The sequence below is a fragment of the Gottschalkiaceae bacterium SANA genome, assembly GCA_036323355.1.
Lineage (GTDB): Bacteria > Bacillota > Clostridia > Tissierellales > GPF-1 > GPF-1.
In genome coordinates, this window is record AP028876.1 from 2689613 (window position 1) to 2703567 (window position 13955).

A 13955-nucleotide genomic window follows, 5' to 3' on the forward strand; every position below is an offset into this window, starting at 1 on the left:
GCATGTATTTATATGAGATTTGTCATGAACAACACATTGATCAAAAAAATACTTATTTGCTTCAAATTCCCTAATCAAGCGGAACGCAACCACTGGTTGACAGATTAATAAGCCCACTTGATAGCCTGCAACCAAGCATTAAGATATGCTCATCATATCAAAGAAAGAAAGGACGGAAATTTATGATACTTGCAGATAAAATCATTAAATTAAGAAAACAGTTTGGATGGTCACAAGAGGCGCTAGCAGAGAGAATGAATGTTTCCAGACAGTCTGTATCAAAATGGGAAAGTGCCAACAGCATACCTGATCTTAACAAAATAATCATGCTCAGTGAAATTTTTGGAGTATCTACAGACTATCTTCTACTCGATGAAATTGAAGAAACGGAGGCTCTTGTAGGTGACAACGAACCAGGCCTTGCTCTTATGACTTTAGACGATGCAGCTTATTATATGAACTGTAAAAGAGAGAATCTCCGATATCTTGTCAAGGGTGTTCTATTGGCCGTGTTTTCTGTTGTGCCACTTTTTATTTTACTGGCTCTTGCAGAAGATAAGATCCTTGATATTACAACAAGTACAGCGGCGGTAATTGGCCTTGTATCCCTATTGCTTATAATCTCCCTTGGGGTAAGTTTGCTGATTCGTACGAGTCAATTCACAGATATATTCGAAAGGTTTGAAAAGAACGAGTTTGAACTCGCTTATGGTGTGAGGAGTATTTATAAAGAAAGACTTGAAGCTTATAAAAGAACCTATTTTGGCAGGATGTCAATCAGCATCACATTGTTCATTACAAGTTGTGTGCCCTTGATTATAACAGCCTTTATGTCCGGTTCGGCAATGCTTTTGCTGTTGATGATCGTAGTCATGATGCTAATGATAGGAATTGGAATCGCATTGCTTTTGCCCGCATCGACCATCTATAATGCTTACAATTGCATTCTGGGAGAGGGCGATTACTCGTCTAGGAATAGGAAACAACTTAGAAAAGCAGAAAAACTTGCCTTATTTTACTGGCCTCTAGTCACCGCAGTTTATATCGGCTGGAGTTTGTGGACCATGGCATGGGGAATCACCTGGATCATCTGGCCTGTTGCTGCAATTGCCTATGCTGCTGTCCTTGGTCTGATGGGGCTGTTTGAGAAAGTTGAATAAGTAAATGCACTACATCATTTGGCAAATCCTTATTGCTCTAAAACTTCTAAGAATGCCATAGCCACATAATCGCGTAATCATATTAATAGTCGGATTCACATCTTTCCCACAAGTCAAAAAAAACGATTTTCTCTATCACGAGAAAATCGTTTTTTTATTCGCCTCTTTCAACTACAATTCTTTAATACTTTTTTCCAAACTAGCTTTACAAGCATGCTAATGACTGGCTTCTGCTATGTACCACTTTAGACCCGTCAATATTCACCTTATTTAGTTAATAGCCAAACGCCCAGCACAAGAAAAAGCAGTGCCCATATATAAAAGAATATTTCTGTGCCCTTTTCACCCAAAACTTTTTCGAACCACTGGATTTTTTTTATTTTCCAGACCGCCTCCGGCTTAAGTACAGCAAGAATAACCACGATCACTGCATACACGATTGCTAGGATTGCCCATACTTTCATAATCGTCTCTCCTTCTTTTTTTATTTATTCCAACCCTTTTCTTATCCTTGGTGCCAATACCAAGAATACCACAACACTGATTCCGAATACGATGCCCGAATATCCGATGATATCGATCCATGATCCCCGGTTTGATAGAACAAGATCATTGCCCTTGTAGGTCCAGTAAAATGGAATCCAGTAAAATAAAGGCTGCCACTTGTCCGCCAGAAGTTCTTCTGCCGCAATGGCTCCAAACATCGGTAAGAAGAGCATTTTCATATTGCCCGCTGCATTCATAACATCGTCATTGTTGATTCCTTCAATGAAGCCGACGAGTATGCTGATAATGCAGGAGGTCGCCACCATAAGAAGCGCATGGAAAAAATTGACATCTCTAAATCCCGTTATGATCAGAATCAACAAGGTGCCCACCACAGGAATAACGACACCGATCATGCTCTTTCCTGCTATAAATCCAATCCTTGAAACCGGTGACAAGTTAATTGCACTAATGGTGTTGTCTGTTTTCTCCTCAACGATATTGAGTGCTATGATCATGCCGCCTAAAACAGAGGTAAACATGATTGCAGCATTGACCATAAGTTTCTTCAACGGAGGAATTTCCCGGCCATAATCCACAATTTCAACCATTGAATCTTCCATCCCAATCTCAAAGTGGTCAAAGGCTGCCAAATTCCTTACATAATCCACAACGTAATCAGGCTCATTCCCCTGTGTCAAAACAAAATATTCATCATTCTGATCTGGGAGTACGGCTACGATGTTGTCCCTTTTTTTCACCCTATTCTCAACATCCTCAAGAGTTTCTAACAATTCAACCTTGGCAAACTGCTTGAAATATTCACTTTGCTGAATATTTTCGCCTTCCAGCAAGACAATCTCAACCGTGGTATCATTGATACCTGGTGAAAAAACGTTGATAACAACAGCAAAAATAACCGGTACAACAATAATGTACAGGGTGATAAAATTCCTTATGCTTGTTTTCAAATCTCGCTGAAATATGATGAATATCTTTTTTATCATTTCCTAACACTCCTTCACAAGGACAGTGTCTTTTTAAACCTGTAATTTGCAAGAATAAAAATTTCCAAACCCAGCACCGCAAAAGCAAGAGATGCCAGCATCACATAAGCCATATTTCCATCAACCGAGATGATTTCCTTAAAGCTCTGCAACATCACATAGCTAGGGATGACCTTAACCCAATTGGGATCCCAGCTAGGCACAAAGTAAGAAATATTTGGCATAATCATAATCACAATGACAATGTACAGAACGCCAAAAGCTTCAACAATATCGTCGTAAAAGCTTGTAATCAATAGTCCCAATGAGGCTGCAAAAAATCCTGAAGAAACTAGAAATAGCAGCATGGCCAGGTAGTTCGGCTGAAGACCCATGATCGGCACGGTTATGATCAGGGTTGTCACGATACTCGTCACAATAATAACCCCGATCTTACTTAAGAGATAATGCCAGACTGAAGATGCCGTAATTGCATATGCCTTGACAATTCCCTCGTTCTTATCCAGGAAAATATAAGCCGCAATAACAAATAAACTCATCAACGATCCATTGAAGGTCAAGAACACAGGAATAATATTTTCTTTGTCACTTAAGGGCTTTGCATCCTGAAAAAGCTTTCTCACCTCAATATTGTCTGAATACTCTTCAATGACGTCATGTCCGGCCAACCGGTTGTGGTAAACCATAATCAAATTTCGAAGCTTGCTGGTTTCATAACCTTGCAAATAGTAGGTACTAATAATCTGACCATCCTCATTGACATGAACATGGACGACAGGGATCCTTTCCGCCTCAGATACAGCATCAAGCGCCTCTTTCGAATTCAACAAGTAAATCTTGGATTCCTCTGTTTCATAAAGGGAAGCAAGAAAAATTCGACCGTCCTCTTCCAATTCGACCTGCTCAACAGTCTCATCCAGATCCTCTTCCAACATGCTTTTCTCATAACGTTCCCTCACAACCTGAGGCAAGTCAAGATAGATATATTCCTTTCCATTGCTTTCAAAATTATCAGGAACCACAAATAGAAGAATCAGTAAAAGCACGACCGCCATTCCTATTTCAATATAGAAGTACCAACTTTTTGAGGAAAGGCTCAGTTCCTTTGAAAAACTATACCACAGTTTCATTTAGACCAGTCCCCTTCCGGTTACCTTGATAAATATTTCTTCAAGAGTCGCTTCTTTGGTATGCATGGTCTGAATATCATATTTACTGATCACTTCCACCAGTCTGTTTTTTTCCTCTTTGATCACGGTAGAGAAACTGTCCTTAATGAGTTCCCCATCTTTAATATATTCGACGTCCACAAGTTTCTCACCGTATTTGAGCTTTAATGCTTTTGGCGAATCAATCAGCCTGATCGCTCCATCTACGATAAACGCAACTCGGTCACAGAGTTCATCGGCGATGTACATGTTATGAGTTGTCAAAAAGATCGTGACGCCCTTTTCATTTTCCTGCCTAATGATGTCCTTGATTTCTGATGCAATGGCAGGGTCCAATCCAGTAGTCGGTTCATCGAGAAACCACATCTCCGGGTTATTGATCATGGATCTAGCAAAGGTCAGCCTGTGCTTCATCCCCTTCGAATACTTACCGGCCTTAATGTTTTCCTTGCCGTCAAGTCCCACCAGTTTGATCAGATCCATAGGATCTCTTGTTTCCACATCGAATAATTTTCTGTAGAATTGAAGATTTTCAAGTCCTGACATTTTGTTATAAACATTAGACTGTTCGAAAGACATTCCTATCTTATTGAACATTTTATTCTTAATATGCTTGACATCATAACCCGCAACCTCAACATTACCCTGCTGAAGTTGAAGAAGACCGACAAGAATATTTTGGGTGGTTGATTTACCAGCACCTGAAGGGCCCAAGAATCCAAAAATCTCACCCTTCTGAATTTCAAAGCTGACATCTTTAACCGCATAATTGTCATCATTGCTGTATGAATGGTAAAGGTTACTCACTTTTATCATTTTATTCATCCCTTCATTCATATTCTAACTCACTAGTCATTCTGCTTATTCTTCCTGATAATTCAATATGACCAGTTCCCCTTCTTCCAATCCATCTTTTACCTCAATACTTCCGTTCATTTTAATTCCAGTGGTGATTTGACGTTCAACAACGTCATTGTCTTCAAGAACCTCAACATATTGTTTCGAATTTTTTTGATAGACAGTGCCTGTAGGGATCAGAAGAACTTCTCTTGGCGCCTCAATCATAACCCTCGTTTCCACCTCTAGATCATAAGCAAGTTCATCAGAGGATTTCGGTAGACCAATCTCTACGGTCTGTCGGTTTTCTTCCACACCGAGCTCCGATAAGGTTACAAAAGCCTTTGGATACACCTTATCCACCTTCAAGCCATTCATCTGAACATCAAGCTTCCAGTCCTGAATTTCAGCCTCCATCTTCGCTTCTATGAGTCTTGCATCCTCCACCATAAAATCAACGAGAATTACTTTTTCTGTCGGATCCTGAATTTCTATAACTAGCATCCCCGGAGATGGCATATCGCCCTCAAAGGTGTTTATTTCTGTCACAATCCCTTCGATATCTGCAACAATCCTATAGTTGTCTCGATTTTCTTCGAGTATATCTAAAGTGAGAAGCAGCACATCGATTTCCGCTTCATATCTCTCTCTGATATTTCCTGAAATGCCTTTGGTGAGCCGATTATATGTGTTCTGGGCAATTCCAAGGCTACTCTTAAGCTGTTCCACTTGACTTTCTGCCTGCTCGAGCTCAATAAGAGATGCAGATCCAATCTTGTAAAGCGACTCGGTTATATCCTTGCTTTTGGTTGCCAGCTCCATATTTTTTTTAATTCTTGATACTTCGATCCAGGCGCTATTCACACTCTCCATATCCGTTCCTGAAAGGGCTTCATTATATCCAGCCTTTAAGGCTTTGATCTGCTTCTCAACTTTTTGAACTTCCAGATCCAGATTGTCTTCATATTTAATCAGAACTTGTCCTTTTTCCACATGGTCCCCCAGCTGCAGGGTCATTTCCTCTATCTTGCCTGTGCCACTACCATAATATCGTCTGATATTTCTTGAACTGATCTTACCTACATCCTCAACGTATTTTCCCACTTCTCCCCGTGTTACTTCTGCTGTATTGTATTTCGCTCCGATGTTGCCCATTGTTAATAAATAAAATAGTCCAACTCCTATTACTGACAAAACAACGATGGCGATGATCAATTTTTTCGTTTTCATAGTGACCTCCAATTTCAGCTGACATGTCTTTTTGATATTATTCATGCTCAACCAGATGCTCCATATCTTCAAGAGAATTCAGTTCCTTACTATTACTGTTATTATTACCCAATTAAACATGTCTGTAAAGCCCTATTGATTAAACGCGTCCTTCCGACTAAGCCATGCTTCCAAAATCATCCCATACACGATTCCCGCTAAAAAACTGACAGGATCTTCAAATCCCGTGGAGCTGTAAAAAGCAAAAGAAACTACAAGACCCAACAAGGCGCCACGCATCAAGCTCTTTCTTCTGTTGGCCCTACTCCAAGGCGCGCCTACAACCAGACCAATGATCACGCGGTTGTACCATAGGGAGAACACAAAACCGGGGGAGGCGGTGAATCCAGATCGAACATAGGCCCCGACTACACAAACAAGTCCCAGCAGGACGCCACCTATCAGCGACTCTTTCAATCTTTTTTTCATCGGTTTGATTCCCCCTCGTTGCCTGAAAGATCCGGCATAACTTGATAACCGTTTTTATACAATTGAATGGTAGACAATCCAATCAATAGAACCATTCCGATCAATGCAACATTCTGCAGCAAATCAAACCTTCCTTGAAAGCCTTGGGGTGCCAATAGATTTTGATAGATGCCAAAATATGCCCAAGCGATGGGAATCGGAAAAATTGCATTTTTTGTACTTGTCAACACCATGAATGTCAATCCGACTGCCACAAAGAGAATGATAACACTCCAAATCTCCGAAGAAATTCCAAATCGATTCCAGTCGATTTTAACTAGCCACGCTGAAATATTAACAAGAGTCGCAATAAATAGCCATCCCGAATACAGCCCAAAGGCCACGGGAAGCAACCAGCGCCCTTTTCTTTGAATTTTTCCAATTTGTTGAATCAGCAAGACCATGACGATCAGAAATGCAAAGATAAAAATGGTGGACAAGCCAATCAAGTTGTATGAAAAGCTGATAATCCACACAATGTTAAGCACACAGGAAAGCCAAAAGAGAGGGCTGATTGCATCGAGTGCATGTTCATAATACGGTTCCTTGCTTTTGACAATTAACACAATGATCGAGAGAATCAAGAAGGTATAAATCACACTCCATATACTAAATGTTGAAGGCGAAGGCGTGATCAAGGTCGGATACATATCCGACACTTCTTTTTGTGAAAGCCCATTGATCAAACCAAAGGCCCCCATGCCGTTGATTATTAAAGTAAATACCAATAATATTGCATTGATCCAAGCTTTTGTTTTTCCTTTCATTTTTTCCTCCTCACGAAACATTTTATAGCTTGATTGAAATAATTTCCTTACCGAACCCACAAAAGATATGGGTCCATCTTTTAACATCCACAGACTTGATCACTTCAATCAATCTTTACCCATAAAATCCCAATCATCCCCCAAACCAAAAGAAAACGACTCCCTCAATCATGAGAAAATCGAATTCACTTTATTCTATGATTCTGTAAATGCCTTTTCAGCTCTTTGGCAATTGGTGGTAATGCTCTATTCTTATGATACACAAAGAAGAATTCTCTATTCAGACTTAAATTCTTTATATTATGTGTTTTAATTTTCTTTAATTGAACTTCGTTTTGTATTGCCATTTCTGAGATAAAGCTCACACCCATCTCAAGAGTTACCATTTGTTTAATTGTCTCGTTGCTTTCAATTGTAGAAACAATATTTAACTCCTTAGCCGATACCCCCATTTCGCTCAATGCACTTTCTAGTATACGCCTTGTTCCAGAGCCCTCTTCTCTCATGATCATGGGTAGTTGTTTTAAGAAGTTAATATCTAAGTCTTCTTCATTAAGCCATGAAAAATCCTTATTATTTGGCGCAGCAAGAACCAATCGATCCTGACAAAACTCAATATATTCTAATCCATCTTCGTCATACCTCGCACCGACGATACCACACCCTATTTGATCATTTAATAACTCTCTAATCACTTGTTTTGAATCCCTGTGCTTTACGTTAAAGATAATCCCTGGATATAATTCCTGAAATTCCTTCATAATCTTTGGTAAAATATATTGCTCTGGAATAGAACTAGCTGCAATATTTAAAACACCTTCAATCTTCCCCTCATGTTTACCAATTTCGTACACGGCCTGGTCTCTAGTGTTTATAATCTTCTTCGCATATGTGTAGAGAATCTCTCCAGATTCAGTTAGTGTTATATTTCTATTCTTCCTGTTAATTAGAAGCGTTTGCAATTCTTTTTCTAAGTTCATAATATTATTAGAAATTGTTGGTTGAGTCACAAACATTTTTTTTGCAGCATTTGAAAAACTTTTCAGCTCTATTATGTGTACGAAACTTTCTAATTGATGCATTTCCATAAGATTTGTCTATCCTTCCATTAGTTTAACCTATCTCACTTCCTCCTATTATAAGTATTTTCAATTTCCATTACAAACAAAAGATGGCTATACTGACTAAGGTTTATTAAAATTCTGGAGGTACGCTATGAACAACTCATTTTTTGACACACCTAAGGCCATGATTTTTGCATCAATTGGTATTACAATCAACATCGTATTGGGGACTATCGCTCAAATGATTCATCTGCCCCTATTATTTCTTGACACCATCGGAACTATTCTTGTATCCGTAGTTCTAGGTCCCCTAGCTGGTGCCTTAACTGGTGGTTTAACGAATGTCATCCAAGGTTTCATAACAAATCCCAAAGACATTCCATTCGCACTTGTTAATATTGCTATTGGTCTAATCGTTGGTTTCATTGCTAAAAAACAAGGTTTTGAACTGAAAACAGCTGTCATAACTGGGTTGATCTTAGCTGTTGTTGCACCATTAATCGGTACACCTATTGCCATACTTATCTACGGGGGCATTACCGGAAGCGGAACTGATCTAATTTTTGCTTGGTTACGTGCTACTGGTTCTAGCATCTTTACAGCAACATTTATTCCTAGAATAACAGGCAATATCATTGACAAATTAGCTAGTTGCTTACTTGTTTATGTATTGCTCAAGCGTATTCCGTCAGCTTTACTAAAAAGTATTAAAGCATAATAAAAAAAAGTCGCTCCAGCTGGTTTCGGATTCGGCAACGCTGAAACCTAGTATTACGTGTTTGCCATCTTCACGGAAACCAAAGCAGAGAGCAAACTTTTTGACCGCACACGGCTATTTTCACGCACTTTAGTGTAGGTGAATCGACGGTAACGAATGAATATTTGTTAGTCAGTTTTCGGAATCTAGGGTAACATAAAATGAGTCATTTGGTATTTCGTCCTCAGGTTGATGGTTTTTCGACAAATCTATCTTATCCGAGGTGAAGCCCAGTGGCTCATTTTTTCATTTTCCGAATTCACACCATTGTACGTCCTTTATCATGAAAATTACGCACTTTTAAGGACTGGGCTATATTTTTAAGCTGCCTTTTACGAATACATTAATGAATCAACTTAAGCACTTGCATATTCATCTTGTATAATAAAACAAATCCACCATCTTCTCTTTCGAAAAGTGGTGGATTTGACTCGTGGAGGTAAGGCGCCAATATCTTAATCCACGCTCCTATCACCATGAACCTTAGAATTTTATACATCTCTAAAATGTAAGTACATAATATCCTTTGTCAACATAGGTCTTGATCCCTGCATGACCATTCATATCCTTAATTAGTGGATAATCTAATCCTTGATTAAATTCTAATACATCAAGTTGGACAGAACATGCATAGCAAACACCTGCAAAAAGATTTTTTTCTTTTGCTTTTAGGTAAAGACCAAATTTTTCTTCCTCTAATTGTATAGGCAGTTTTACTGATTCTCCTTCAAAAATAATTTTAACTTCGTTTCCAGCCTCTGCTAAATCAAGTGCATTTAATAATACATGTACAAAGCACATTTTTTGACCACGCATAACATAAAATAAATATTTTTCCATAATTTTCTCTCCTTATTTTAACAATCATAGTTTTTTATCATAAATATAGTATATCGTTAAACAAATTTTCAAACAAGTGAGGTCATCGGAATTCGAATTGAACAGTGAAAGAACTCATGATCTATAGACAATCTACTGTAGTAGCCGGTACAAGCGGATAATAGCAATATGTACTTTGTGACTTCTATTAATCTTTTCTTAGAATACCTTAAAATTTCCTATCTTTTTGCTATTTTTATTCGTGTATGAGCACGCCCATAAGAAGATTCCCTGTACTATTTATACGACTAGCCAGCCAAATGAAAGTACGCTTTTTTTCTAATTTGACTCTGCATTCTTTGCTACAGACTCACCAGCGCAAGCGAAATTAATAGAAATTTCAGTCACTTCAATCCCATGCTATGATAATATGTTACTGAACTGACTTGTTTACCGTACATATTCTTTCGAAAAAATTCTTACCCGAATAAGATCATTTAGTGAAAAATGCTTAGGTAGAATATGTTTAACGCCACTAATCAGTACATGACCCTTGTGAGGATTTTTTCAGGATGACATGTAGTGCTATCAGGCTGTTCACACCGCAAACTTGCAAAACGTTAGATAAACACACGACTAACAGCATCTTACAAATTAGATAAGGAGTTGAGAAGGCAATGGATGAATTTACAAGAGAATGGTTTACATGGTTCGAAGAAGGCATGGAAGCTATTGATAAGAAGCAAAAGTCACTGTTCTTTTCTATATGCGCTAAGAATTGTGTTAAAAAAGGTGTACTAAAAATGTATCAAGAGTTTTACAAAGAATGTGGTAAAGATTTAGATGTTTTTTATAGCAGCTTATCAACGAAAGGTTATGGAGACGGTCTAGTCATTGAATCTCAAAGGGTATATGAACTTGCATTTTCAAAATGCACCTGCGAATTAAGTAAGCGCGGATATGTTAAAACGAATCAAATCTGTGAATGTTCTCGTCAAAGTATATTACATATAATGCAAAGTTTAAGAGATGATATAACGTTTGAAGTTGAGACCTTATCAACAATACTTGACGGAAGTGAAGAGTGTAGATTTCTTATAAAGATTGTTGCTTAAATGGCGGATAAATATAATGAATATACATGATGAAGCATCTCTTCTTCGTTTGGCCGGCACACTTTTATCAATAAAAGGAAATGGTCATCCGGCAAAAGTACCTCTTCATGGAAGAATACTAGCTATTCCGATCAGCACGTACTTTAGCCAACCCTAAAAAGAAATTCGACTTCCTCAATCACGAGAAAATCGAATTTACCTTGTATCACAACTGCAATTTTTACTAGCAAAGAGTGTTATTAAATTCGGTTGTACTTAAAATAAAATCACTTATTAAAATTTTGCTTCAACAAACGCATTACAATTATTTTTTTATACAAAGCTTGAGCATCTTCATCAATGATTTCATTTTCAACCCTAAACCCTAACTTTTTATACAGCGAGATACCTCTTTCATTGAATGGAAACACCTCTAAATCTACAGATTCAAGATTCAATTCATCAAAAGCATACTCTAGGATTTTTATTGTTGCCTTGTAGCCAATCCCTTTCGAAAAATTTTCCTTCTTAAATATACAAATTCTATAATGACAGTTTTTTTCTTCAATATCACTTAACACAACCTCTCCAATAATTTCATCATTTTCACTTATAATAAAATCATAACGAGAAGTAGTATTAGATATTTTCTGAATATAGGAATAGATCTGATTTTTCGTGTAACCATCAGGTGTTCCAGTATAGTATTTTGCCTCTTTATCAGATTCTTTAAAACCATACTTATAATATGCATCAATATCATTTACACTAATTAATCTCATTTTATAACTATCAAATTCAAAATTTTTACTCACGATACACTCCTTCGCAAAAATAGTTCTATGTTTTCACATACAATAAAACAAATTTCTATATCTCATATTTACTTAATTATATATCATTCATGAATATATTATAAACGCAAAAACAATTTTCGATAAAGTACGTATAATGGTGTAAATTCGGAAAACGAAAAAATGAGCCACTTGGGTTCAACCTCGGATAAAATAGAGTTGTCGAAAAACCATCAACCCGAGGAGGAAATACCAAATGACTCAGATTAATGTTACCCTAGATTCCGAAATCTTGCACGGACTTTTTTCATCTAACGGCAGAGATGAATCTTTTTCCAAACTATTAGAATGCATTCTTAACTAGGTTTTGAATGCCCAGGCAGCCGAACAAGTTGGAGCTGAACGTTATGTACGATCTGAGGATCGTAGCGGATATCGAAATTGATTCCGTCTGCGTTCGATGACCACACGAGTTGGAACCATCGAATTACAGGTTCCAAGATTACGTGATGGTAAGTTTTCAACGGCACTTTTTCACCGCTACCAACGTAGTGAACAAGCCTTGGTCCTCGCCATGATGGAGAATGAAGCATCGCTTCTTCGGTTAATCGGTGCACTATTGATTGAGCAAGGTGAGAAATGGTCATCTGGCAAGAAGTACCTCTCAATGGAGGAGTACTACCAGTTCCGATCCACTCATCAAATCACTGCTGTTGCTTAATTGAATACCCGAGGGAAAGTACACACTTTTCGGACTTGACTTTCTTCGACACCTTGATCAAGAAGGTATTTTTTTACAAAACAAGTAAAGATGATTTGCCTGAACGTCTAACACCCGTAATCACCTTAACAAAATCATTGTTTCTAATTTGAATTAGTTTATCTACATACCTATTTCGATTAATCATAAGCTCCTCCTTTTATAATAGAAAAATTTATGCTAATCAACATTTATTCGATTTCTAATAGGAAAATTTTTGATTGCGTTGCTTTTTTCGACGGAAAAATGATATCCTGATACTTTCTGCTACACTTTTCTAGTAATAGAAGGGATTAGAATAAATGTCAATGAGAAATGCATTCTCCATCATCGCCATACATCCTAAACTCACTGTTCATCTGTTCATTTTTCCATTTACTTACACGTTGGTTACTTATTATATAGTTCACCGTACTTTACCCAATCCTTAAAATAAATTCGTCTTCCTCACTCATGAGAAAGTCGAATTTTCTATAGTTTATAGTCCCATATCTTAATGCCCTTGGAGAAGTCTTGTCCGTTCAATACTACTTATCAAATTCACCGCTTTTACATAAGTAAATAACCGAGTGCAATCACACACACTTTCAGCTTTGATTCTACTTTTCCCCTTTAATCCTAAGATTAGTACAATTGTCAATCAAAAAAAAGCTTCGTCAAAAGACACTGCGTAAGTTCATTGACATGCGCTAGCATATATCGAGTCATCTCCTTACTAGCATTTTCTGAATCTCTTCGCGATATTGCCTTTGTTATTGAAACTAAAGCATTGATCATTCGTTCTGACAAGTGTTTTTCATATTGAACATAATTGACGAATCTTAATATCTTGGAATTTAGTTCCTGAAGGTACTCTTCCACATATACATTCTTAGATGCTGAAGCAATCATATTCAAAAACTCATACTCTTCCTTTACACACTCTCGGTATCTCGCCTGATCATTAAGGGATTTAATCTGTTCTACAACCGAAAATAGTTTTTGACTCTGCTCTTCCGTCGATCTCATAATTGCTAACTCACATGCTAGTATTTCCAGTGTTTTTCTCACTTCAAATATGCTGATCATTTCTCGAGCATCGATTTCGGACACATACGTCCCCACTCGTGGCATCAACTTGACAAAACCCTTCTCTGATAATTTTATCAAAATCTCCCGGATTGGCGTTCTACTTATGCCAAACTCTTCTGCTAGTGAATTCTCGCTCAACAATTCTCCCGGCACATATTCAATTTCAATAATTCTTTTTAATATGATCGAATAAATTCTCCAACTTTCCTCAGTCATAGTTTTCTCCTTGTATAGTGAACTTGTAGTCAAACTACGAGTTCAAGATTTTTTCTTATATACTGAATATAGTGTTGTGGATTGGTGTGTTCTCCTATAGCTTTGACTATTTTTTTAAGGCTCCAACCACATATCTATGTTCTTTTGTTTATGAGTTAGATAACGCTAGACGTTTTATCTCGGGCAAGGATACATAACATAGAATCATGTGGAACCA

The 13955-nt window shown here is 37.6% G+C and carries 14 protein-coding genes and 1 pseudogene; 4 read left to right on the forward strand and 11 right to left on the reverse strand.

Annotated features, from left to right (window positions below):
• Positions 1-182: 182 nt before the first annotated feature.
• Positions 183-1160, forward strand: a complete 978-nt coding sequence (locus AC25CA_RS13190; RefSeq protein ID WP_486814295.1) for a helix-turn-helix domain-containing protein — start codon at positions 183-185, stop codon at positions 1158-1160.
• A gap of 266 nt (positions 1161-1426) precedes the next feature.
• On the opposite strand, the gene AC25CA_RS13195 is transcribed toward AC25CA_RS13190, so the two are convergent.
• From AC25CA_RS13195 to AC25CA_RS13230, 8 genes are all read right to left on the reverse strand, one after another.
• Positions 1427-1624, reverse strand: coding sequence for a hypothetical protein (locus AC25CA_RS13195; RefSeq protein ID WP_486814296.1), 198 nt, complete (start codon positions 1622-1624; stop codon positions 1427-1429).
• 24 nt (positions 1625-1648) lie between these two features.
• Entirely contained in the window at positions 1649-2653 is a 1005-nt protein-coding gene (locus AC25CA_RS13200; protein WP_486814297.1) for an ABC transporter permease, read from the reverse strand.
• 14 nt (positions 2654-2667) lie between these two features.
• The gene (locus AC25CA_RS13205; protein WP_486814298.1) at positions 2668-3783 is read right to left on the reverse strand and encodes an ABC transporter permease; all 1116 of its coding nucleotides are present in this window, start codon (positions 3781-3783) and stop codon (positions 2668-2670) included.
• Positions 3784-4638, reverse strand: a complete 855-nt coding sequence (locus AC25CA_RS13210; protein ID WP_486814299.1) for an ABC transporter ATP-binding protein — start codon at positions 4636-4638, stop codon at positions 3784-3786. It abuts the gene before it with no gap.
• 45 nt (positions 4639-4683) lie between these two features.
• Entirely contained in the window at positions 4684-5889 is a 1206-nt protein-coding gene (locus tag AC25CA_RS13215) for an efflux RND transporter periplasmic adaptor subunit (RefSeq protein WP_486814300.1), read from the reverse strand.
• A 132-nt stretch (positions 5890-6021) separates the two neighbouring features.
• A complete protein-coding gene (locus AC25CA_RS13220) occupies positions 6022-6357 on the reverse strand; it encodes a hypothetical protein (protein ID WP_486814301.1) in 336 nt (111 codons plus the stop codon).
• Positions 6354-7163, reverse strand: a complete 810-nt coding sequence (locus AC25CA_RS13225) for a TspO/MBR family protein (RefSeq protein ID WP_486814302.1) — start codon at positions 7161-7163, stop codon at positions 6354-6356. The genes AC25CA_RS13220 and AC25CA_RS13225 overlap by 4 nt, the downstream gene beginning before the upstream one ends.
• Before the next feature lie 185 nt (positions 7164-7348).
• Entirely contained in the window at positions 7349-8251 is a 903-nt protein-coding gene (locus tag AC25CA_RS13230; RefSeq protein ID WP_486814303.1) for a selenium metabolism-associated LysR family transcriptional regulator, read from the reverse strand.
• A gap of 127 nt (positions 8252-8378) precedes the next feature.
• Between AC25CA_RS13230 and AC25CA_RS13235 the strand changes: the two genes are divergently transcribed.
• A complete protein-coding gene (locus tag AC25CA_RS13235; RefSeq protein WP_486814304.1) occupies positions 8379-8945 on the forward strand; it encodes a CD3073 family putative ECF transporter S component in 567 nt (188 codons plus the stop codon).
• A 540-nt stretch (positions 8946-9485) separates the two neighbouring features.
• On the opposite strand, the gene AC25CA_RS13240 is transcribed toward AC25CA_RS13235, so the two are convergent.
• Complete coding sequence (locus AC25CA_RS13240) at positions 9486-9824, reverse strand: hypothetical protein (protein ID WP_486814305.1); 339 nt, start codon at positions 9822-9824, stop codon at positions 9486-9488.
• Positions 9825-10480: 656 nt separating this feature from the next.
• On the opposite strand from AC25CA_RS13240, the gene AC25CA_RS13245 reads away from it, so the two are divergent.
• A complete protein-coding gene (locus AC25CA_RS13245) occupies positions 10481-10918 on the forward strand; it encodes a hypothetical protein (RefSeq protein WP_486814306.1) in 438 nt (145 codons plus the stop codon).
• Positions 10919-11184: 266 nt separating this feature from the next.
• Here AC25CA_RS13245 and AC25CA_RS13250 read toward each other — a convergent pair whose 3' ends face one another.
• Positions 11185-11712: a GNAT family N-acetyltransferase gene (locus tag AC25CA_RS13250; RefSeq protein ID WP_486814307.1), complete on the reverse strand. Its 528-nt coding sequence runs from the start codon at positions 11710-11712 to the stop codon at positions 11185-11187.
• Positions 11713-12031: 319 nt separating this feature from the next.
• Here AC25CA_RS13250 and AC25CA_RS13255 point away from each other — a divergent pair.
• A pseudogene (locus AC25CA_RS13255) lies at positions 12032-12274 on the forward strand (transposase); the annotation flags it as partial.
• Between the two features lie 813 nt (positions 12275-13087).
• Here the strand turns inward: AC25CA_RS13255 and AC25CA_RS13260 are convergent.
• Positions 13088-13738: a GntR family transcriptional regulator gene (locus tag AC25CA_RS13260; RefSeq protein WP_486814308.1), complete on the reverse strand. Its 651-nt coding sequence runs from the start codon at positions 13736-13738 to the stop codon at positions 13088-13090.
• Between the last annotated feature and the right edge of the window lie 217 nt (positions 13739-13955).